The organism is Nocardia sp. CA-151230, assembly GCF_050942175.1.
GTDB lineage: Bacteria > Actinomycetota > Actinomycetes > Mycobacteriales > Mycobacteriaceae > Nocardia.
Genome location: NZ_CP192061.1, coordinates 4,612,966 through 4,632,758, shown reverse-complemented (window position 1 = coordinate 4,632,758; position 19,793 = coordinate 4,612,966). Strand labels below are relative to the sequence as shown.

Annotated in this window: 23 protein-coding genes; 8 read left to right on the top strand and 15 right to left on the bottom strand. The window is 68.7% G+C overall.

The window, feature by feature from the left end; genetic code table 11:
• Positions 1 to 8: 8 nt before the first annotated feature.
• The 3 genes from ACQP1O_RS21775 to ACQP1O_RS21765 are packed head-to-tail and all read left to right on the top strand — an operon-like array spanning position 9 to position 2,995.
• Positions 9 to 791, top strand: coding sequence for a hypothetical protein (locus tag ACQP1O_RS21775; protein ID WP_433560345.1), 783 nt, complete (start codon positions 9 to 11; stop codon positions 789 to 791).
• Positions 788 to 2,017 (top strand): TetR/AcrR family transcriptional regulator, encoded by a 1,230-nt coding sequence (locus tag ACQP1O_RS21770; protein ID WP_433560344.1) that lies wholly within the window; start codon positions 788 to 790, stop codon positions 2,015 to 2,017. Before ACQP1O_RS21775 ends, ACQP1O_RS21770 begins: the two co-directional genes overlap by 4 nt.
• A gap of 27 nt (positions 2,018 to 2,044) precedes the next feature.
• Positions 2,045 to 2,995 carry a hypothetical protein gene (locus tag ACQP1O_RS21765; protein WP_433560343.1) on the top strand — a complete coding sequence of 317 codons (951 nt, stop codon included), beginning with the start codon at positions 2,045 to 2,047 and terminating at the stop codon, positions 2,993 to 2,995.
• A gap of 50 nt (positions 2,996 to 3,045) precedes the next feature.
• On the opposite strand, the gene ACQP1O_RS21760 is transcribed toward ACQP1O_RS21765, so the two are convergent.
• A complete protein-coding gene (locus tag ACQP1O_RS21760) occupies positions 3,046 to 3,588 on the bottom strand; it encodes a DUF2231 domain-containing protein (RefSeq protein WP_433560342.1) in 543 nt (180 codons plus the stop codon).
• A gap of 517 nt (positions 3,589 to 4,105) precedes the next feature.
• A complete protein-coding gene (locus tag ACQP1O_RS21755; protein ID WP_433560341.1) occupies positions 4,106 to 4,879 on the bottom strand; it encodes a sigma 54 modulation/S30EA ribosomal C-terminal domain-containing protein in 774 nt (257 codons plus the stop codon).
• Between the two features lie 253 nt (positions 4,880 to 5,132).
• Between ACQP1O_RS21755 and ACQP1O_RS21750 the strand changes: the two genes are divergently transcribed.
• Positions 5,133 to 6,092 carry an acyl-ACP desaturase gene (locus ACQP1O_RS21750; RefSeq protein ID WP_379463679.1) on the top strand — a complete coding sequence of 320 codons (960 nt, stop codon included), beginning with the start codon at positions 5,133 to 5,135 and terminating at the stop codon, positions 6,090 to 6,092.
• Positions 6,093 to 6,101: 9 nt separating this feature from the next.
• Here ACQP1O_RS21750 and ACQP1O_RS21745 read toward each other — a convergent pair whose 3' ends face one another.
• Positions 6,102 to 6,491 carry a VOC family protein gene (locus tag ACQP1O_RS21745; protein WP_433560340.1) on the bottom strand — a complete coding sequence of 130 codons (390 nt, stop codon included), beginning with the start codon at positions 6,489 to 6,491 and terminating at the stop codon, positions 6,102 to 6,104.
• Between the two features lie 5 nt (positions 6,492 to 6,496).
• Positions 6,497 to 6,775, bottom strand: coding sequence for an ArsR/SmtB family transcription factor (locus ACQP1O_RS21740; RefSeq protein WP_354845514.1), 279 nt, complete (start codon positions 6,773 to 6,775; stop codon positions 6,497 to 6,499).
• 146 nt (positions 6,776 to 6,921) lie between these two features.
• Here ACQP1O_RS21740 and ACQP1O_RS21735 point away from each other — a divergent pair, with 146 nt between their 5' ends.
• Both ACQP1O_RS21735 and ACQP1O_RS21730 read left to right on the top strand, forming a co-directional pair.
• Positions 6,922 to 7,878: a DUF1152 domain-containing protein gene (locus tag ACQP1O_RS21735; protein ID WP_433560339.1), complete on the top strand. Its 957-nt coding sequence runs from the start codon at positions 6,922 to 6,924 to the stop codon at positions 7,876 to 7,878.
• Between the two features lie 71 nt (positions 7,879 to 7,949).
• Positions 7,950 to 8,429, top strand: a complete 480-nt coding sequence (locus ACQP1O_RS21730; RefSeq protein ID WP_433560338.1) for a nuclear transport factor 2 family protein — start codon at positions 7,950 to 7,952, stop codon at positions 8,427 to 8,429.
• 92 nt (positions 8,430 to 8,521) lie between these two features.
• On the opposite strand, the gene ACQP1O_RS21725 is transcribed toward ACQP1O_RS21730, so the two are convergent.
• From ACQP1O_RS21725 to ACQP1O_RS21715, 3 genes are all read right to left on the bottom strand, one after another.
• On the bottom strand, positions 8,522 to 9,445 hold the full coding sequence (locus ACQP1O_RS21725) for a universal stress protein (RefSeq protein ID WP_433560337.1): 924 nt from the start codon (positions 9,443 to 9,445) through the stop codon (positions 8,522 to 8,524).
• A 156-nt stretch (positions 9,446 to 9,601) separates the two neighbouring features.
• Complete coding sequence (locus ACQP1O_RS21720) at positions 9,602 to 9,733, bottom strand: hypothetical protein (RefSeq protein ID WP_379395919.1); 132 nt, start codon at positions 9,731 to 9,733, stop codon at positions 9,602 to 9,604.
• Positions 9,734 to 9,829: 96 nt separating this feature from the next.
• A complete protein-coding gene (locus ACQP1O_RS21715) occupies positions 9,830 to 10,312 on the bottom strand; it encodes a pyridoxamine 5'-phosphate oxidase family protein (RefSeq protein ID WP_433560336.1) in 483 nt (160 codons plus the stop codon).
• A 259-nt stretch (positions 10,313 to 10,571) separates the two neighbouring features.
• On the opposite strand from ACQP1O_RS21715, the gene ACQP1O_RS21710 reads away from it, so the two are divergent.
• Positions 10,572 to 11,450 (top strand): DUF302 domain-containing protein, encoded by an 879-nt coding sequence (locus tag ACQP1O_RS21710; RefSeq protein ID WP_433560335.1) that lies wholly within the window; start codon positions 10,572 to 10,574, stop codon positions 11,448 to 11,450.
• A gap of 116 nt (positions 11,451 to 11,566) precedes the next feature.
• Positions 11,567 to 13,282 carry a sensor histidine kinase gene (locus ACQP1O_RS21705; RefSeq protein ID WP_433560334.1) on the top strand — a complete coding sequence of 572 codons (1,716 nt, stop codon included), beginning with the start codon at positions 11,567 to 11,569 and terminating at the stop codon, positions 13,280 to 13,282.
• A gap of 206 nt (positions 13,283 to 13,488) precedes the next feature.
• Here ACQP1O_RS21705 and ACQP1O_RS21700 read toward each other — a convergent pair whose 3' ends face one another.
• From ACQP1O_RS21700 to ACQP1O_RS21665, 8 genes are all read right to left on the bottom strand, one after another.
• Positions 13,489 to 13,764 carry a DUF1918 domain-containing protein gene (locus ACQP1O_RS21700; RefSeq protein WP_433560333.1) on the bottom strand — a complete coding sequence of 92 codons (276 nt, stop codon included), beginning with the start codon at positions 13,762 to 13,764 and terminating at the stop codon, positions 13,489 to 13,491.
• Positions 13,765 to 13,888: 124 nt separating this feature from the next.
• Positions 13,889 to 14,086 (bottom strand): hypothetical protein, encoded by a 198-nt coding sequence (locus ACQP1O_RS21695; protein WP_433560332.1) that lies wholly within the window; start codon positions 14,084 to 14,086, stop codon positions 13,889 to 13,891.
• Between the two features lie 127 nt (positions 14,087 to 14,213).
• Positions 14,214 to 14,696: a hydrogenase maturation protease gene (locus ACQP1O_RS21690; RefSeq protein ID WP_433560331.1), complete on the bottom strand. Its 483-nt coding sequence runs from the start codon at positions 14,694 to 14,696 to the stop codon at positions 14,214 to 14,216.
• Entirely contained in the window at positions 14,693 to 15,985 is a 1,293-nt protein-coding gene (locus tag ACQP1O_RS21685; protein ID WP_433560330.1) for a Ni/Fe hydrogenase subunit alpha, read from the bottom strand. The genes ACQP1O_RS21690 and ACQP1O_RS21685 overlap by 4 nt, the downstream gene beginning before the upstream one ends.
• On the bottom strand, positions 15,969 to 16,742 hold the full coding sequence (locus ACQP1O_RS21680; RefSeq protein ID WP_433560329.1) for an oxidoreductase: 774 nt from the start codon (positions 16,740 to 16,742) through the stop codon (positions 15,969 to 15,971). The genes ACQP1O_RS21685 and ACQP1O_RS21680 overlap by 17 nt, the downstream gene beginning before the upstream one ends.
• Positions 16,742 to 17,551 carry an FAD/NAD(P)-binding protein gene (locus ACQP1O_RS21675; protein ID WP_433560328.1) on the bottom strand — a complete coding sequence of 270 codons (810 nt, stop codon included), beginning with the start codon at positions 17,549 to 17,551 and terminating at the stop codon, positions 16,742 to 16,744. Before ACQP1O_RS21675 ends, ACQP1O_RS21680 begins: the two co-directional genes overlap by 1 nt.
• A gap of 41 nt (positions 17,552 to 17,592) precedes the next feature.
• Positions 17,593 to 18,105, bottom strand: a complete 513-nt coding sequence (locus ACQP1O_RS21670) for a cyclic nucleotide-binding domain-containing protein (RefSeq protein WP_433560327.1) — start codon at positions 18,103 to 18,105, stop codon at positions 17,593 to 17,595.
• Positions 18,089 to 19,210, bottom strand: coding sequence for a 4Fe-4S dicluster domain-containing protein (locus ACQP1O_RS21665; protein ID WP_433560326.1), 1,122 nt, complete (start codon positions 19,208 to 19,210; stop codon positions 18,089 to 18,091). The genes ACQP1O_RS21670 and ACQP1O_RS21665 overlap by 17 nt, the downstream gene beginning before the upstream one ends.
• Positions 19,211 to 19,793 lie beyond the last annotated feature (583 nt).

The following is a 19,793-nucleotide window of genomic DNA, read 5'->3' as shown; positions in this document are numbered from 1 at the left end:
GACTTCCCATGAGCGAGAACACGATTCAGCAGGACCCGGCCGCGACTACCGCGGAGTCCGACGGGACGAGCGCCGAAACGGTCGAGACGACAACCGAAGCCGTGCCGACGAGCACCGAGAGCAGCGAGCGGGAAACCACCGTCGACGACGCCGCTGACAAGATCACCGTCGGAGTCGAGCAGGCGGCTCCCGACGAGCCGAGCGCGACCGAGACTGTCGAGGCGCCCAACGTTGCTGCACGCGTGAAGAAGTCCCGGCTGCGCGGCGGATCCGTCCCTGCCCTGGGAAAGCGCGGCCGCCTGGTGGCGCGCGCGGCGGTCGTGCTCGCGCTCGCGGCGTCCCTCGGCTCGAGCATCGTGTTCCACCAGCAGGACGCGCACCATCGGGAGTTGCTCACCGCCCAGGAGCAGGCCCGGGCCGCGGCCTGCAAGTACGCGCCACTGCTGGCCACCTACGATGCCAAGAACCTCGACGCCTACGTCACCGGCGTGCTGGACGGCGCGACCGGCGACTGGCGCAAGCAATTCGATTCCACCAGCAAGGATCTGCGGGACGTGCTCACCCAGGGACAGGTGGTGTCCAAGGCCACCGACGTGCAGTGCGCGGTCCGCAGCGCCGACCGCGATTCCGCCGAGGCCATCGTGGTGATCGGGCAGACCATCACCAGCCTCGGCACCCAGGGCAAGCCCGCGCCCGGGCAGCTGTCCATGGTCATGCGGCTGGAGCGGTCCGGCGACCGGTGGCTGGTGAACAAGGTGAATTCGCCGCTGGCACAACCGCCGCAGTCATGAGCCGCGCCACCACAGCCGCCTCCGACCCGGGAGCGCGGGCGGCGCGACGGCGCCCCAAGAACCGGCGCGCCCAGATCGCGGCGGTGTCGGCGGCCGAGTTCGCCGCCCTCGGCTATCACCGGGTGAGCATGGAGGACATCGCGGCCCGGCTCGGGATCACCTCCACCGCGCTGTACCGGCACTACCCGAGCAAGTACGCGCTGTTCGCGAGCGAACTGCTGCGGCTGGGCGAGTTGACCGTGGCCACCGTGAGTCTGCCGCCGGAGGCCGCGGACTGGCCCGCCCGGCAGCGGCTCGGGCACGCCATCGACGGGATCATCGCGGGCACCATCGCCAACCGGACCACCGTGGGACTCGCGCGCTGGGAGTCCCGCTACCTCGACGACGCCGACAAGCGCACGGTGGACGGGCATTTCGCCACCGCCATCACCGCGCTCGGCGGCCTGATGGGCGAGGTCCGCCCCGAACTGTCCGACCACGAGCGGCGGATCCGGGCGGTGGGCGTGTTCAGCACGGCCAGCGGGTTGGGCGACCACCGCATCACCCTCGGCGCGAAAGCCATGGCCGCCCTGCTGAATTCGGCCTGCTGGGCGCTGGTGGAGGCCGACCTGCCCGCGCCCGGACTGCCGCCCGCCGCACCGCGCGCGGTCGAGGTGCCGCCGACCCTCAAGCACGAACTGCTCCTGCACGAGGCGATCCGGCTGTTCTACGAGCGCGGGTACCCGAATGTCAGCGTGGAGGAGATCGCCACCGCGGCGGGCCTGCCCTCACCCTCGGCGGTGTACCGCTACTACCGTGGCAAGGGCGATCTGCTCACTGCGGCATTCCGCCGCGCCGCCGACCGCATGTCGGCGGTGATCGGCCCGACGCTGGCCGAATCCGCCGGTCCCGCCGACACGCTGGCCAAACTCATCGACATGTACGTGGCCGGGGCCTTCGACGAACGGGAACTGATCGTCGTCTACTTCGCCCAATTCGGCCACGTACCCGACGACGAACGCGCGACATTGCGTGTCGTCCAACGCCTGGTCGTCGCGGAATGGGCGACCCTGCTGGCCCGGGTCCGCCCCGAGCTCACCCCCGCCGAGGGCCACATCCTCGTCCACGCCGCCCTCGGCCTGGTCGTCGACTATGGCCGCGTCTTCGGCGACAGCGAGCGGATCTGTTCACGCCAGTGGGTGATCCGCCTCATGGAGTCCGTCCTCTTCGGCCACGTCGCGCACTGATCCGCCGCGATCCACCCAGGAGTCGTCATGGCCGTCCGACGCCGCGCCCCGCTCGTCCTCGCCGCCCTGTGCGCCGTCACCGTCGCCGGCGTCACCCCAGCGTCCGCCGCCACCCTCCCCGGCGGGATCGACCTGCCCTGCGCGGCGACGCCACTGCGGCAGAGCGCCGACTGGTATCTCCCCGACGACCCGCCACGCGGTCTGGTGTGGCTGCAACACGGTTTCGCCCGTACCGCCGCCAATGTCGCGTCGCTTGCCGGAACGCTGTCCGCCGCAGGCTATCTCGTCTTCGCCCCCAGCCTCCCGTTCGTGAATCCGTCCGGCTGCACCCTGCAGAATCTCGGCGACAACACCCCGTTCCTCGACACGGTGGCCGACCTGTTCGCCACCGCGGACGATCCCGCCGGCGCCCTGGCGCGCAGCCTCGCCGCCGCGGCCTCCACCGCCGGCCTGTCTGCACCGGCCCTGCCCCGGCAGTTCGTGTTCATCGGCCACTCGGCGGGCGCCGAGGCCGTCGAGTACGTGGCACACCGGCTCCACACCACCCAACCCGACGCCTGGTCCACCCTGCGCGGCCTGATCCTGCTCGACCCGGTGAAGTCCTTCCTGGGCAACAACACCGACGCCGCCCTGACCGATCTCGACCGCACGCCCCTGCCGGTCCTGACCGTGTCCGGCCCGCCCGGACTCTGCAACACCTTCGGCAGCGGCACGACCGCCGTGCGGACCCTCCTGCACCGGAGCTTCGTGGGCGTGCGGCTTCCGTCCGGCGCGCACACCGACGCGGAGGGCGCGAGCTCCGACGTGGCGGGCGAATTGGCCTGCGGCGTACCGCAATCGGCGAACGCCTCCGCTCTGCAGCACCTCGTCGTGCGCTGGACCGGCGACTTCGTGACCGGCGCCGAGGTCACCCGCGACGACCCGTCCGTCACCGCGGCCGCCGACGAGGCCGGGGCTCAGCCGCTCGATGGCGCCTGAGCCACCTCCACGACCGCACCCGCCCGGGAAACACCAGGTCGCGCACGGAATCATTTGTTCCGGGGCGTCCGATCATCTGCTGCGGCCGTCAGCTGATCGGCTCGCTCATGCCACGCCGCCTTCGCACCGCTGTCGCCGATCCGATACACCTGCACCACCGACCCGGCCGCAACGCCCAGCGCCACCACGGCAAGCACGGCGGACAGTGCGCGGCGAGCGGTCATCGCGTCGATCCGCGGGACCCGCCGCCGCAGTCGCTCCCGGACGTGCTCATCGTGGATCGCCCACCACACGGCCGCCAGCAGGAAGGTGCCCGCCGACCAGACGAGCAGATCGTCGCCCAGGTGAGTGTGGATGCGGACCAGCGGATCTCGCGGCGTGTGGTGCTCGAGCCATTCGCCCGAGTGGGTGGTCAGCGGAACGAACACCAGGGTCACGAACGCGACCACCGGCAACACCACCCCGATCCGCCGACGGGCCGCGGGCCACACCACCGCGAGAATCAGCAGGAGCGCGGTGAGCGGCACCAGCACGACCACGGCGTGCACGAGCAGGACGTGGGCGGGCAGCCCGTTGATGGTGTTGGGTCCCATGGCGATCGGTAGCTCCTGTCGTTGCGTGGCCCCGTGAGCGTAGGGCGCGTTGCTCGAGGAATAGCCGATCGCCGCTGAGAGAACGCTGTGACCGCGCGCGTACCGGGTTGGTACGGGTCACTCGGGACGGCAGCGGGCCGAGGGCTCGGGCCAGGCCACCGAGGGGGCGGCGCCAGCGGGCGAGCATGTCGGCGGCGGAGTTCTCAGGGGTGGGCCGGCCACCAGCGGACGAGGGTGGACAGGGCGCTCATCCACATGTGGGTGGCGGCGTCGACGTCGCCGGGGGCGGTGATGGCCATGGCCGCGGTCACCTCGCGGACACCGTCGATGGCGAGTTCGGCTACGCGCCAGCGGTGTTCGCGGAGAATGCCGGCGCCCCACCATGCGCCCGCACGCCCCGAAGTCCCCGGCCATCAGCTGTGACCGGCAGCCCCCGAAGCTGACCCCGATCAGCTGACCCATCCGCCCGCGAACCGCCGCCGATCCTTGACGGAGCGGATGCGCACGCACCCGATCGTCACGGCAGGTCCCGCGACGGGCGCACCGATGTGGCGATCACCAGGCCGAGATCGCCGTCATAGCGGCGGTAGAGCAGGCGGCCGCGGCCGTCGTCGGCGTCGGTGAAGAAGAGGAACGGCAGGCCGTGGCCGCACAGGCGGACGGCGGCGGCCGATTCGGTGAGGATGCGGGTCGGGTGCGGGTTCATGGTCATCGGGAGGTGCTCGAAATCGCGGGGCGGGCACAGGCGGTGCTGCCGGGCCATCCGAACACCCAGGGGCCCGGCCCAATACACGATGGCGTCCTCGCCGGTGTCCAGGTCGGTGAAGAGGTGGGCGTCGTAGTCCAGGGCGTCCATGGTCGCGACGGCGGTCGCCGGGTCGCATCGACGCGGCACGCAGTGTTTGCGGCGGACGATGGGGCGTTCCTCGCCGACGGTGACCAGCGGCGCGCGGGCCGGGTCGGGCGCCCAGCGCGGGAGTGCTTGCGCCAGTTGGCGATTCAGCGAGCGGTCGAGGCGTTCGGCGGCGAGGCGCAGGACGAGAGCGCCGGGTCCCTCGATCTGGCAGCGCACCGGAGTACCGGCGACGCACAGGTTGACCTGCGCGAGCGACGTGCCCTCGACGCGGGCGTCGCGGGTGAGCCGCAGGCTCGCGCTGCCGGCCAGGCCGTGGCCGCGCAGCACCTGCGTGAACTCAGCGCGAGCCCTGTCCATCTCCTGCGCGGGGACCGTGCCGTCCACGATCACCTCGACGAACGATTCCGGCATGGTGGCGACCTCGTTCGCGTACACGCTGCACGACCTCCTGGTGGGTGATCGACCCTGATATCGACTGGTCCATGTCAGCACCGGTCGCTGCGGCGCAAACAGGGCCGAAGGTCCCGGGATCAGATGGCCAGGCGCACCTTTCGGTGGATCCCGGATCTCGAGATCGAAGTCCCGGTGCGGTCGGGACTTTCGGCTCTGTCGCGCTCGGGCGCGGCCCGGAACGGTGGGCGGTGGCCGCATGGCCTCCACTCATCGGACAGGAAGGCGGACAGGACTCGTGGCGCGTGAGCTGACGCAGCGTGAGATTCTCGTGGAACTGGAGCCGGTCGCCGGGCAGGCGCTGGACCGGCATCTGTCGGTGTTCAAGGATTGGCATCCGCACGACTACGTGCCCTGGGACGACGGGCGAAATTTCGCGCAGCTCGGCGGAATCGATTGGGATCCGGACCAATCCGGGCTCTCCGAGGTGGCGAAGGCCGCGCTCATCACCAATCTGCTCACCGAGGACAATCTGCCCTCCTATCACCGCGAGATCGCCGAGAACTTCTCCCGCGACGGGGCGTGGGGTACATGGGTGGGCCGCTGGACCGCGGAGGAGAACCGGCACAGCGTGGTCCTGCGCGACTATCTGGTGGTCACCCGCGGCGTCGATCCGGTCGCGCTGGAGAACGACCGGATGACCCACATGACCAATGGTTTCGCCGCGCCCGTCGATCCGGGCACCGCGGCCGCGCACGCCGGTTTCCTCTACTCGGTGGCCTATGTCAGCTTCCAGGAGCTGGCCACCCGGATCAGCCACCGCAACACCGCCGAGGTCTGCGCCGACCCGGTCGCCGACCGCATCATGCAGCGGCTGGCCCTGGACGAGAACCTGCACATGATCTTCTATCGCACCCTGTGCGGCGCGGCCCTGGACCTCGTGCCCGACCAGGCCATGGCGGCCATCGACCTGATCGTCGAGAACTTCCGCATGCCCGGCACCGGCATGCCCAACTTCCGCCGCCACGGCGTCCTCATGGCCAAGCACGGGATCTACGATCTGCGCCAGCACTACGAGGACGTACTGATGCCGGTGCTGCGGCACTGGAATGTCTTCGGCCGCACCGACTTCGGGCCCCAGGGTGAACAGGCGCGGGAGCGGCTGGCCCGTTACCTCGACAATCTCCACCAGGTGCAGATTCCACGTTTCGAGGAACAGCGCGACCGCTCCCTCGCCCGTGAGCGCGCCCGCGTCTGAGCGGACGGGTCAGGCCGGGGTGACGATCTGGATCAGATTCCCGCAGGTGTCGTCGAATACGGCGGTGGTGACAGGTCCCGCCGCCAGCGGCTGCTGCGTGAACGTCACCCCGAGGCCGCTCAGCCGCTCGAATTCGGCCTGCACATCCTCCACCTGGAACGAGGCTGCCGGTATGCCGTCACCCACGAGCGCGTCCTTGTACGGCTTGACCGCCGGATGCCCATCCGGTTCGAGCAGCAATTCCGCGCCCTCGGGGTCCTCCGGCGACACCACGGTCAGCCAGCGGGCCCCCGGGCCCAGCGGCACATCATGCTTCTTGGTGAAGCCCAGTACCCCGGTGTAGAAGTCGAGCGCCTTCTGCTGATCGTCGACGAAGACGCTGGTGATGTAAATCCGCACGGCCCTTACCCTTTCCTGTGTACCGGCCACCGTTCCTGAATAGCGGCCAGCGGAGTCGTATCGAGGTGGTGGAACTTGTACCTGCCCTGCTTGCGCGTCTCGACCAGCCCGGCCTCTTCCAGCACGGCCAAATGCTGCGACACGGCCTGCCGCGTCAGACTCAGCTGATGCCGCCCACTGAGCCGGGCACAAATCTCGAACAGCGTCTGCCCATCCCGCTCGGCCAATTCATCGAGAATGATCCGCCGCGTGGGATCGGCGAGGGCCTTGAAAATATCGCCCACCACCCGACCATAGGCAAGTCACTACTTGCCTGTCAAGAACCCCCCGCCGAGCCCGCGATTCAGCGCGGACCAGTACGAAGACCGAATGATTCCGGATCAACTAGACGCCCACACAGTTGCCGGTCGGAGCCCCTTACGCTGGCGGGGTGTTCTCGCTTGCCGAACCGCCTCTGTTCAGCCGGTTGAAGTCCGCAACGAGCGTGCTGATCGCCGGTGCCGGTGGAGGTTTCGATGTGTACGCCGGTATCCCGCTGGCGATCGCCCTGCGCGCCCAGGGCAAACAGGTCCACCTGGCGAACCTGTCCTTCAGCGATCTCGATCGACTCGAGCTCGACGATTGGGCCACGCCGGCGCTCGCCGCGATCGGACCGCGCAGTACCGGACCCGACGACTACTTCCCGGAACGAACCCTGGCCGGCTGGCTCGAACTCCGGACAATGCCCGCGACCGTATACGCCTTCCCCGGCGTCGGTGTTCGACCGCTGCGAGCCGCCTACCGGGCACTGGTCGAACGGCTGGAACTGGACGCGATCGTGCTGATCGACGGCGGCACGGACATCCTGCTGCGCGGCGACGAGGCCGGCCTCGGGACACCCGAGGAGGACATGACCAGTCTCGCGGCGGTCGCCGGACTCGACGAGATACCGCGGGTCGTGGCCTGCCTGGGCTTCGGAATCGATGCCTACCACGGGGTTTGCCACGCGCACGTGCTCGAGAATCTCGCGGCGCTGGATCGTGCGGGCGGTTATCTGGGCGCGCTGTCGATCCCCTCGAATTCGCCGGAGGCGCGGGGCTATCGGGATGCGGTGATGCATGCCCACGCGGCGACACCGACGCGACCGAGCATTGTGAACAGTCAGATCGCGGCCGCACTGCGCGGCGAATTCGGCGATGTGGACGCGACTCCGGACACCGCGGGTAGCGAGCTGTTCGTCAATCCGCTGATGGGCGTGTACTTCAGCGTCGATCTGCCGACGCTGGCCGCGTCCGTGGGCTACCTGGATCGGCTGCGCGATACCGAGACAATGTTCGATGTTCATCGAGTGATCGAAGAGTATCGGGGGCAGGTGGATCCGCGGGAGCGGCGCAGTTTCCCGCATTGACCGTGCGGACTTGAAACTGACGTCGGGTCAGGATCTAGCGTCGGGGGGAGGACCGCTAGGAGGAGGAGCCTGTGCCGAGAATCGATCGGATCGACGTCGACTGCTGGGTCGAGACTGCGCGGATCACCGAGGTATTCAACAGCTATTTTCTCGCGTTGGACGAGATGTGCTTCGACGGAGCACGTTTCGAGCGGATCTTCACCTGCGATGGGCGAATTGTGCGGCCCAACGGGGTGGTTGTGGCGGGCCCCGCGAATATCGCGGGCAGCCATGCGGTGAGCTTCGCTCGCTTCGAGGCCACCCAGCACCTGCTCACCGGTCATGATGTCGCGATCGACGGTGACACGGCCGATGTGCGGGCCAATCTCGTTGCGATACATCTGTGGAAGGACATGCCGGTCGAGTCGAGCATGCTCGAGCGGTCGTTCACGGCAGGCGGCGTCGTTACCGCGGATGTGGCCCGCACCCCCGATGGGTGGCGCATGACCGAGGTGCGGAACCGCATCATCTGGCGTACGGGACACGTCGGGAACATGCGCGAAACCCGCTGACGGCGGGGATTCGCCCGGTATCGCGGAAAGGCGGTGGCCGAACGGGTTTCACGAGGGCGCGGGCCGGCCGAGGGTTGTCGGCGGTGCGGGCGTCAGTCGGCCGGGTGGACGACCATGACCGGGCAGTGGGCGTGCTGCACCAGCGAGTGCGCGGTCGACCCGAGCAGCAAGCCCAGGAATCCCCCGCGGCCGCGGTTGCCGACCACGACCAGCTGCGCGTGCTTGGACCAATCCTGCAGGTGCGCCGCCGGAGCGGAGAAGTGGACGCGGCGGACCACCGTCACGTCCGGATACTTCTCCTGCCACCCGGCGAGCCGCTCGGCCAGCACCGACTCCTCGACGGCTTCGACGTCGTCGAGAATCGGAGTCGGATGATCGCCCGCGAACACCCCCGCACTCCAGTCACTCCAGACGTGCACGGCCACCAGGTCCGTGCCCCGCTCCGACGCCTCGGCGAACGCGGCGGCGATGGCGGGCTCGCTCACCGGGCCGCAATCGATGCCGACCACCACCGGACCCGAATCACGAACGATGTTGTCCGCCTGGTGATCCGGGCGCACCACGAACACAGTGCCCGCTGCGTGCGAGGTGACCGACAGCAGCGTCGAGCCCAGATGCGCGAAGGTTCCGGTGGTCCCGGTGGCGCCGAGCACCACGGCGTAGGCGCGGGCGCTGAAGTCGATCAGCAATCCCGCGGCGGAGTCGTTGAACAGGTGCGCCGTCACCTGCAGATCGGGGTGCGCGGCCCGCGCGGTCTCGACCGCACGCCGAACCACCTCCCGGCCCTTGGCCTGTGCAGCGTCGATCACCTCCGGTGTCACCACCGCATACGGGCCCACCACGGCGCTGGTGCCCACCAGATCCAGCCCATGGACGACCTGCAGCGTGCGTCCCCGGCGCGACGCCAGGTCGGCTGCCCACCGCAGCGCGATGTCCGATCCCGGCGACCCGTCCACGCCGACGACCACTCCTGCGGAGACCAGTCGATGCGGATCGTCGTATTCCTGCTCAGCCATTGCCATCTCCCGGCGGTGCGGTTACCGGGCGGCGGATCGCCGCCCACCCTCACGGTATGAATCACCGGGGTGCCGGCACTGCGGCCGATGGTCATGGGACCAGGGGCCCAAAGACCGCCCCGCCGCGGGCCGATGGTCGCGGGAGGCGATCGGCGGCTACTTGCCGGCGGTCTCGTGCTCGCCGTCGCACCACTGCTCGGCGGGGACGCTGACCTTGACCTGGTCGATGTGCTCGCCGCAGCCGGCCCAGGTGATCTTGCCGCAGTCGCAAGGGGTCGGTTGACACATGATGGTGGTCCTCTCGGGATCGGTCGGGTCGGACGGCGTCCTCGGATCGGCACACCATCCGAGACGCGGCAGCGTGGATGGTAGCCGGAGCGTCGCTCACCGGAGCGGCTCGGCCCCGATCGATTCCTGCTCGACCAGCCGGATACCGGTCACCAGCGTCGGCTCGATCGCCACGATGGAGTCCATGATCCCGCCCACCCACGGCCGTACCAGCGCATCGTAGCGGGCCACCAGGTCCGGGGCGGTGATGGTCCGCGCGATGCCGGTCACCACCACCGACCAGCCCAATCGGGTCGCCCCATCGATATCGTCGGCCTCGTAGGCGACCACCACATCCGAATCGGCCCGCACGGTCGAGGTCAGTCGCGATGTCAGCCGGGTCCGCACGATGAGGGTCTCTCCGTCGACGATGTGGTTCACCGGCCGGATGGCCGGCAACGCGTCTCGGGTGAACACCACCCGGCCGAACGGGACACTGGCCAGCAGGCGCAACGACTCGTCCCGGGAGAGATCCACCACGCTGCGCGCGGCCTCCTCGGCCAGGCCCCGCGTGGCATCCTCGGCCCGGAAACGGTTCATGCCGTCGTCTCCTGTCATGGTTCATCGATTCGATGGGCATTCGATCTCCATAGGACCATTGAATTCCCCTGCCCGGCAGGGCCTAAGGTCCTCGATGACCTTCCTGATTTCCGAGCGGCACTGTGCTGTTTCCGAGCGGCACTGTGCTGTTTCCGAGCGGCACTGCGTTTCTGCCTCGGGCGCGGGGACATTCGCCTCTGTGGCGGACCCTGCCGCGAGTCGGAGTCTGAACAGACACCCGTCGAACAGGAGGCACGTGATGAACTATCGAATCGGTCTGTGCGAGACGGCGCCACAGACCGTTGTGCAGATTCCCCTCGAGATCCCGCCCGATCGACTCAGCGACGCCATTGTCGCGGGCGTCGAACGCATGGCGGAGGTGGCCGACCGTGCCGGCCTGACGGCTTCAGGAGCCCCCACCATCACGTTTCATCACGAGTCGTCTGCCGGGGATTCCATCAAGGTCGATTTCGGACTGCCCATCGAGCCCGCGCCCAATCTCGGGCCCGCCTCCGGAGCGCAGCTGGTGGTGTTGCCGTCGACACTGGTCGCACGCACCTGCCACCGCGGCGGCTACGCCGGATTGGACACCGCCTACCGCGCGCTGGGCGAGTGGGTGCGCGAAGCGGGCTGCACACCGATCGGTCCGCCGACCGAGGCGTATCTGATCGGCCCCGACGAGGTCAGCGATCCGCGCCAGTTGATCACCGAAATCCGGGTCCCGGTCGCGCCCGCGCCCGCGATCGCCGTACATCTCGACGGCAATCTCGCCGAGGCCGCCGCCCGGACTCGAGAAGCGTTGCACCAGCAGGGGTTCGGCGTCGTCGCCGAGATCGATATGCAGGCGATACTGCGGGAGAAGGCGGGTGAACACATCGGGGACCATCTGATTCTCGAGCTGTGCCATCCGCGACTGGCCGCACGAGCGCTGGAGGCCGACCAGCGGGCCGGTCTGCTGCTGCCCAGCCGGATCGTGCTGCGCGAGGACGAGACCGGAGTGCTGATCGAGGCGGCCGATCCCGAGGTTCAGGTGCGCACGCTCGCACAACCCGCGCTCAACGGTATTGCCGCCGAAGCACACCGGCTGCTCGGTGCGGCGCTGGCCGCGCTGCACCACCCGGCCGCGGTGGCGGGATGAAGTGATCCGGGCCCCGGGGCGCCGGCGGCTCCGGAGGCCGTATCCGGCGCAGCGCCAATACACTGTGGGCGAGCGATAGCTCGGATTCGACCGCGACAGCCCCAGGATGCCTTCAGATGACTTCCCCCTCCGATGCCGAGCACTCGGTGCGAAGCACGTTGTCGCAGTTGCGACTGCGTGAACTGCTGACCGAGGTCAAGGATCGGGTCGATCAGATCATCGACGCACGCGACCGGATGGACGGACTCGTCGAGGCCATGCTGTCGGTGACCGCCGGGCTGGATCTGGACCAGACACTGCGCACCATCGTGCGCACCGCCATCAACCTGGTTGACGCCCGCTACGGCGCACTGGGCGTGCGCGGCGTGGACGAGAACCTCACCCAGTTCGTGCACGAGGGCATCGATGACGACACCGCTGACGCCATCGGCGACCTACCCGCTGGGCGCGGTGTGCTGGGGGTGCTGTTCCATCAGCCCGAGCCGATCCGGCTCGACGACATCGCCAGTCATCCTGCGTCGGTAGGGTTTCCGGCCAATCACCCGCCCATGCACACCTTCCTCGGGGTGCCGGTGCGGATCCGGGACGAGATTTTCGGCAACCTGTATCTGACCGAGAAGAAGAACGGGTTGCCGTTCAACGAGGACGACGAGGTGATCGTCCAGGCGCTGGCCGCGGCGGCCGGTATCGCCATCGACAATGCGCGGCTGTACGAGTCGGCCCGCGCCCGGCAGGCGTGGATCGAGGCCACCCGCGACACCGCCACCGCGTTCCTGGCCGGGACCGCCGCCGATGAGGTGCTCGCGCATGTGGTCGAGCATGTCCGCACGCTGACCCAGGCCGAACGCGCGTTCCTGGCGATCGAGGACGATCCGGATATTCCGGTGGAGGAGACGCGGGAGCTGCGGATCGCGCGCTGGGCCGGGCCCGGAGCCGGGCCCAGCAGCCTGGTCGTCCGGACCACCGGCACCGCGATCGGACGGGCGATCGCCGAGGGCACGCCGCTGAGCTTCGACGACGCGAGCGATATCGATCTGGGCAAACCGATCGCAGACCCCGGCCCGACGCTGATCCTGCCGCTGCACGCCCAAGGTGCCACCTTCGGCGCGCTGGTCATCGTCCGACCGATCTGCGCTCCTCCGTTCTCGGCCGAAACCCTGGAATTGGCAACAGCCTTCACCGAGCAGGCGGCGCTGGCCATCCAGCTGGCCGAGGCCCAGCAGCGGGTGCGCGAACTCGACATCCTCAGCGACCGCGACCGCATCGCGCGCGACCTGCACGACCACGTGATCCAGCGCCTGTTCGCCGCGGGCCTGAGCCTGCAGGGCACCATCGCTCGCACCCGTGCCCCCGAGATCCGGCAGCGCCTCTCGGATGTGGTCAACGACCTGCAGGACGTGGTGCAGGAGATCCGCACCTCGATCTTCGACCTGCACGGCGCCAACAGCCAATCCCCGGGCCTGCGTCAACGCCTCGAACAGGTCATCGCCCAGCACACCGCCGACATCGACCTGCGCACCTCCCTGCGCGCCTCCGGCCCCCTCTCCGTCGTCGCCCCCGTCCTCGCCGACCACGCCGAAGCCGTTGTCCGGGAAGCGGTTTCCAACGCCGTCCGCCACGCCAACGCCCACTCCCTCTCCGTCACCCTCGACGTAGCCGACGACCTCACCATCACCGTCTCCGACGACGGCACCGGCATTCCCGACAACATCACCCCCAGCGGCCTCTCCAACCTCTCCCGCCGAGCCCAGGACCTGGGCGGCACCTTCACCATCCTCCCCAACCCCGACGACACCGGCACCCGCCTCCGCTGGTCGGCCCCGCTCCACTGACCGGCCGCCTCGGCAGAGTCTCGGGCAGACGACCGGGGTTTCGTGGCATTTCGAGTCTCGACCGGCCCGCACCGATTGTCATGGGTCTACGGCCCCTGAAAGTGCGGCGAAAGCCATAGCGATGCGTGAACCTATGGCGGCTGCAAGGTCGGCCGTCCGACGGGCCACCGACTGTAGTCGGCAATCAGCTCGACTGTAGTCGGCAATCAGCTCACGCCGGGACCCGCAGCACGACCGGGGCGGTGCTGCATGGAGGACAGGTGCGCGGACTCGAGCTCTTCTCGGGTCCGTAGGTCCTCGGCGCTGAGCACGTAGGCGTCGGGTCCGGGATACATCAGCGCCCGGTGCCCCGTGTCGGTCCAATGCACCAGATATGGCGGCTCTCCGTCATCGCCGTGCACCTCCTCGATCAGACCGTGCCGCACCGCACCGCCGACGGTGGTGTGTTCGACGATCAGCCAGTCCCCTGGTTTGGCATGCATGATCCGAACCTTTCTGTGCCGCTTGACGATCGACTACCTCCGGGGCGTCCGAATTTGTTGCCCGATAACGTTTCAGCCGACCGGCCACATGCGGTCGGCAGTGTCGAAGGCACCGGCTTCGGATTCACTCGGCGATCTTCACCTCGACGGTCTTGACCGCGGCCGGGGGTTCTCCGAGCGGCACCGTCACCGTCATGATTCCCTTGGCAGCGGCACCCCCGCGGCTCGCGGTGGCCGTCGAGCACCACTCTCCTCGCCCAGCCTCGCCACGCACAGGGTCCCCGGGCCCGTCCTCGGGGGGACCTTCGCCCTGCGGGCGCATGGGTGGCATCCCTACCGGCGTCGATCGCTCCGCGGATCGGCCGGTCAGCCTAGTGTCCCAGCCCCTGTTTTCGGGCCGCGACGACGAGATCCGGGCCCCGACGGCCCGGACTCCGGCCCGGACCGAGTCAGCGCGTGTGGCTGGGTGTGATGCCCAGACGGGCGAGTTCGGCGAGCACGGCCGCTACTACGTCCGGGCGGGCGGCGGCCACGGGTCCGGAGAGGCCGAAACCCAGATCGAGGCGCTGGGCCTCGACCGCGATGACGACCAGTTCCGCTGGGACACGGTCCAGCATGCGGCCCAATGGCAGGGCATCGGGGATGCCCAGGGCGTGAGAGCTGGTGGCATGGGTGAGTCCGCGCAAGGTGTCGACGGTGGTACGCCAGATGCGGCCGGGGGTCGAGGGCTCGCAGAGCACGGCGTCCACCACCACCGCCAGCTCGGCATCGGCCCACAGGTCCAGCAGGCCGGTGGCCTCGCCGTCACATATTTCTACCGAAACACCCGGTAGACCGAGCTTTTCGAGGTAGCGAACCACCTCCGGGCCGATGCCGTCGTCGCGCCGGTAATCGTTGCCGACACCGATCACCACCGCCCGTGGCCGGTTCATCGGCGCACCACGTCGAGTTCGAGGAAGTGCGCCGAGCACGAGATACAGGGGTCGTAGTTGCGAATTGTCTGTTCGCACAGGCGCGTCAGCGCCGCATCGTCCAGTTCGAGATTGTTCTCGGCCACCCGGCGCAGGTCGTCCTCGATCGCGGACTGATTCTGAGAGGTGGGTGGGATGATGGTGGCCGCGCGTACCGTTCCGCTGTCGTCGACTTCGTAACGGTGATAAAGCAGTCCACGGGGGGCTTCACTGACCCCGTGTCCGATACCGGCGCGCGGCGCGCTCGGGACGAACGGGCGGGCGGGCGGTTCATAGTCGCCGATCAGCCGGAGCGCTTCATCGATGGCATACACGACTTCGACAGCACGAACCACGATGCTGCGGAACGGGTTACGGCATTCCGATCCCAGACCGACCGCGGCGGCGACCTCGCGCGCGAGCGGTGACAGCTGCCGGGAGTTGAGACTGTACCGGGCGAGTGGACCGGTCAGGTAGCGCCTGCCGTCCAGCCGCGCGTGCAGCGCGGTGGAATGCGGCACTTGTTCCTCGATGACGTGGGCACCGAAATCGGCGGCGGGAAAGGACGATCCGGCGCTGGTCTGGACGGTCCCGTTCTCGATGGCGTAACGCTCCGGTGTGGTGGCGGCGAGCAGGTCGTGCTCGAATTCCAAATCGGGGAACTCGAATCCGGCAACGAAATACGCGGTTTCGAGCGCGTATTCCTGTGCGCGGCGGAGCTGTTCGGCGATCGCGTCCAGCTCGGCGCGAGCGGGCACGGAAAAGAAGCCGCCGACGCGGACGTTGATCGGATGGATTGGGCGCCCGCCGATGAGTTCGAGCAGACCGTTGCCCGCCTTCTTCAATGCCAGCCCGTGTTCCACCAGTTCCCGGTGGTCGCGGGCCAGGGTGATGGCGTCTGGATATCCGAGAAAGTCCGGGATGTGCAGCAGGTGGATGTGGAGCGTGTGACTGGAGATCCATTCGCCGCAGTACAACAACCGCCGCAGAGCGGCGAGCGGCGCGTCGAGTTCAATGCCGCAGAGCTGTTCGAGGGCGTTGCACGCACTGGTTTGGTAGGCCACCGGGCAGATACCGCAGATTCGGGCGGTGATATCGGGCGGCTCGGTGTAACCCCTGCCCCGCAAGAACGCCTCGAAGAACCGCGGCGGCTCATAGATGTTCAGTTCCGCGCGCTCGACCCGGCCGCCTTCGACAACGACCCGCAGCGCGCCCTCGCCCTCCACCCGGGCCAGCGAACTGACCCGCAATTGCCTACTGCGATGGCTCATCCCGCTTCCTCTCCGCGAAGGGCGGCGCGCCCACCGCGAATGTGCTGAACACTCGGTCGGTATCGTCGACGGACATGCCGTTGACGCGCAGGATCGGCAGCAGCGCACCGATATTGGGCCGCGCCATCGGGCCGAAGCAGCCGTAGCAGCCCCGATGGTAGGCCGGGCACAGGGCGCCGCAGCCGGCCTGGGTGACCGGACCGAGGCACGGTATGCCGTCGGCGACCATGACACAGGTGGTGCCGCGGCGCTTGCATTCGGTGCACACGCTGGTGTCCGGCAGGTCGGGGGCCCGCCCGGCCAGCAGGGCGGTCAGGGTGTCCAGGAGTTGGCGGCGGTCGATCGGGCAGCCCCGCAGCTCGTAGTCCACCGGCACGTGCGCGGCGATCGGTGTCGCGGTGGCCAGCGTCGAAATGTATTGGGGGCTGGCGTACACCACCGACGCGAACTCGGCGACGTCGGCGAAATTGCGCAGCGCCTGAATGCCGCCGTGGCAGGCACAGGCACCGATCGTGACGAGAATTCGCGACTGCGCACGGATTTCGGCGATCCGACGGAGCTCCTCCGGTGTGGAAACCGAACCCTCGACCAGCGACACATCATAGGGCCCGGGTTCGGCCGTGCTGGATGCCTCGGTGAAATGGGCGATGCGGACCCGGCCCGCGAGAGTCAGCAGCTCGTCTTCGCAGTCCAGCAGGGTGAGCTGACAGCCGTCGCAGGAGGTGAACTTCCATACCGCGAGGGTCGGGGTGGCCATTACAGCTCCCGCACCGAGATCAGTGGTCCGGCCACCGCGTAGTCCACGACCGGGCCGTCCCGGCAGACCAGTAGCGGACCGAGCTGGCAGTGGCCGCACCGGGCGACGCCGCACTGCATATTACGTTCCAGGGACATCCGGATGTCGGTGGGGGGCATGCCCTTACGCAGCAATGTCTGCGCGCAGAACCGCATCATCGGTTCCGGTCCGCACAGGAACGCGGTGGTGCGCGCGGGGTCGACGACGAGCTTTCCGAGGGGTTCTGTGACGAACCCGATCCGTCCCGTCCACCCCGGAGCCGGGTGGTCGACCGTCTGGTGCAGTTCGATCGCGCCGCCTTGGAACCACGAGCGCTGGTCGTGCCGGAAGAGGATGTCGTCAGGGGTTCGAGCACCGGTGATCAGCACGACCCTCCGGTACTCGGCGCGCCGCGCCAGCACCTCCAGCACCACCGGGCGCAAGGGTGCCATACCGACCCCACCACCGACGATGATCAGATCGCGGTCGGCGGCGGAGTCGAGATCCCATCCGGTGCCGAACGGTCCGCGCACGCCGATCACCGCACCGACCGGGGCATCGTGGAGGGCGGCGCTCACCGCGCCGACCGAGCGGATGGTGTGCTCGAGCAGATCATCCGGGCCACAGGGATTCCCGCTGATCGAGATGGCGATCTCACCGACCCCGAACCGGTAGAGCATCATGAACTGCCCGGCCCGGAATCGTTGTGCCGCAGCGTCGATCGGTGCGAGCAACAGGGTCACGGTGTCGGCGGTCTGCGGGACACGGTCGGCCAGACGATAACGGAGCATGATGTCGGGATCCGGTGTCGGGTGAGTGGGTAGCGCGCAGCTCATCGCCTACCTCCGGCCTCACCCAGGCGCAGCGGCGCGGTCGTGCAGGTTTCGCCCGAGTTGCGATAGAGGTTGAGCAGCCTGGCCCGGGTGGCCTGCAGCCGTTCCAAGAGTGCTTCGAAGAGCAACAGCGTCAGCGCGTGCCCGAATTTCGGGTCGGTGTCGGCGAACTCGGCCAGCCGGGCCGAATCGAATTCGATCGCGTGCACGGGTTCGGTGGTGACGGCACCGAAGTGCCAGCGGTAGGGCGGCACCAGCCAGGACCAGCCCAGCAAATCGCCGGGGCCGAGAGTTTGTATCGCAACATCGCCGCGTCCGGGCACCGTCGCGTCCAGCACCACGCTTCCCGAGCGGATGAGCCAGCACCGGTCCGCCCGATGACCTTCCGCGATCAGGCGCTGCCCGGCGGGATAGTCGACGTCCCGCCCCGCACGGGCGAGGGTCTCGAGTTTCGCGTGATCCAGCGCGGCGAGCGAAGAGAAGGTGGACAGGTCGTCAGCGGTGGTCATCATCACCAGCCTCCGCCAGTTCGGCGAGCCTGGCGAGCTCAACGGTCAGGTCGATGCCCGCCGGGCACCACGCGATGCATCGCCCGCAGCCCACACAGCCGGAACTGCCGAACTGGTCGTACCAGGTGCCCAGTTTGTGGCTGAGCCACTGCCGGTACCGGCTCTCCCCGGACTGCCGGACACTGCCGCCGTGCAGATAGGAGAAGTCCAGTTCGAAACACGAGGCCCAGCGCTCCCAGCGTTCGGCGTGGGCGCCGGTGAGGTCGGTGACATCCTCGGTGGTGGTACAGAAACAGGTGGGGCACACCATGGTGCAATTGGCACAGGCGAAGCAGCGGCTCGCGACGTCCTCCCAGTGCGGGGACTCGCGAGAGCGGCGAATCACCTCGCGCACATCGACGTCCGGCATGCTGCGGCCCATTCGGCCGGCCGCCGCCGCGACGTCGGTCCGCGCCGCCGAGATCTCGGCGTCCGAGGCCGGTTCGGTGACGAGTTCGGCGATGATCCGAGTGCCCGCATCGGTGCCCGCATCGACGAGGAACCGGTGTCCGGTGTCGTCGAGGCGTTCGGTGAGGGCGAGATCGTAGCCGGAGGAGACACCCGGGCCGGTGCCCATCGAGGCGCAGAAGCACACCCCGCCGGGCTCGGTGCAGTTCACCGCGATGATGAACAGCTCCTTGCTCCGGGCCGCGAAGGCCGTATCCACGCCGCCCAGCACTCGGCCCAGGACCGCGATCGCGGCGAGATCGCAGCCGCGCACGCCGAGGAATGCGGTTGGCACCGGAATCTCCTGTACCGCTTCGGAATTCAGGTCCGCGTCGAGCTGTGCGAGCTTGCGGTGCGGCGGCTGGAGAAACTCTTTCCACGATCCCGGTCCCGCCGAATGCGAGAAGACGGCTTCGTCGTCGCGGCGGTACAGCCGATACCGTCCCGGCTCGGTGCGCACGCCCCACCCGTCGGGTAGCGCGGCACCCGAGTCGAGTTCGTCCAGGATGATCGCGCCATCGCGGACCTGCGGGCCGATTACTCGATAGCCGTGCTCTCCGAGCACGTCGACAAGTCGATCAAGGCCCGTCCGGTCGATGGTCACGGTCTCACCGATGGTCATGTGGAGCCCCTGTTCGCCGAACAGTCGCTGGTTCGTCGTACGGTTTCGAGTCTGGCCGGGGGCGGTGCCGGATCGGGAGCGGCAAAGGTCCCCGTTCGCCTGCCGGAGGGCCCGAAAGGACGTGGTCCAGCGCTGATGAGCGGCGAATGACATCGCGCCGAAGCCATTCGGCCGCAATTCCTCCCGCGTCGACCAAACGCCCCGCCACGACGAGCCACCGCTCATGCACGCGGGAACGGCACCCCGCCCCAGGCGGTAGGGCCCCGGCGGCACGACTGAGCAATCGGTTCGAGTTGGCCGGCCATCCAGCGCAGCTCCGTCGCGATCGATGAAAGGGCGCAGGCCAGGACTTTCGCCTCTCGCGGTGGGGTCCGGCCGCCCTCGATGATGAGGTTTGCTGCCGCCGTGTTCGACACCGATCCGAAACGAAGTGCGTCAGGACTACAGCGCGCGATATGCAGCACGGACACCACGGCCGCATGCGCCGATGGGCGGGGCTGTTCCCGCGTTTCAAGGCCCGTGATCGGTCACCGAGAACCATCGACCCGCTCAACCGGTGACAGTCGGATCTGCCGTTGAGGGT

Coding starts and splice junctions, on each gene's coding strand:
- ACQP1O_RS21685 (WP_433560330.1), bottom strand. CDS start 15,985: ATGAGCCATCGCAGTAGGCAATTGCGGGTCAGTTCGCTGGCCCGGGTG.
- ACQP1O_RS21715 (WP_433560336.1), bottom strand. CDS start 10,312: ATGAACCGTTTCCGGGCCGAGGATGCCACGCGGGGCCTGGCCGAGGAG.
- ACQP1O_RS21710 (WP_433560335.1), top strand. CDS start 10,572: ATGAACTATCGAATCGGTCTGTGCGAGACGGCGCCACAGACCGTTGTG.
- ACQP1O_RS21700 (WP_433560333.1), bottom strand. CDS start 13,764: ATGCATGCCAAACCAGGGGACTGGCTGATCGTCGAACACACCACCGTC.
- ACQP1O_RS21695 (WP_433560332.1), bottom strand. CDS start 14,086: ATGCGCCCGCAGGGCGAAGGTCCCCCCGAGGACGGGCCCGGGGACCCT.
- ACQP1O_RS21680 (WP_433560329.1), bottom strand. CDS start 16,742: ATGGCCACCCCGACCCTCGCGGTATGGAAGTTCACCTCCTGCGACGGC.
- ACQP1O_RS21720 (WP_379395919.1), bottom strand. CDS start 9,733: ATGTGTCAACCGACCCCTTGCGACTGCGGCAAGATCACCTGGGCCGGC.
- ACQP1O_RS21705 (WP_433560334.1), top strand. CDS start 11,567: ATGACTTCCCCCTCCGATGCCGAGCACTCGGTGCGAAGCACGTTGTCG.
- ACQP1O_RS21665 (WP_433560326.1), bottom strand. CDS start 19,210: ATGACCATCGGTGAGACCGTGACCATCGACCGGACGGGCCTTGATCGA.
- ACQP1O_RS21670 (WP_433560327.1), bottom strand. CDS start 18,105: ATGATGACCACCGCTGACGACCTGTCCACCTTCTCTTCGCTCGCCGCG.
- ACQP1O_RS21725 (WP_433560337.1), bottom strand. CDS start 9,445: ATGGCTGAGCAGGAATACGACGATCCGCATCGACTGGTCTCCGCAGGA.
- ACQP1O_RS21675 (WP_433560328.1), bottom strand. CDS start 17,551: ATGCTCCGTTATCGTCTGGCCGACCGTGTCCCGCAGACCGCCGACACC.
- ACQP1O_RS21765 (WP_433560343.1), top strand. CDS start 2,045: ATGGCCGTCCGACGCCGCGCCCCGCTCGTCCTCGCCGCCCTGTGCGCC.
- ACQP1O_RS21770 (WP_433560344.1), top strand. CDS start 788: ATGAGCCGCGCCACCACAGCCGCCTCCGACCCGGGAGCGCGGGCGGCG.
- ACQP1O_RS21775 (WP_433560345.1), top strand. CDS start 9: ATGAGCGAGAACACGATTCAGCAGGACCCGGCCGCGACTACCGCGGAG.
- ACQP1O_RS21760 (WP_433560342.1), bottom strand. CDS start 3,588: ATGGGACCCAACACCATCAACGGGCTGCCCGCCCACGTCCTGCTCGTG.
- ACQP1O_RS21690 (WP_433560331.1), bottom strand. CDS start 14,696: ATGAACCGGCCACGGGCGGTGGTGATCGGTGTCGGCAACGATTACCGG.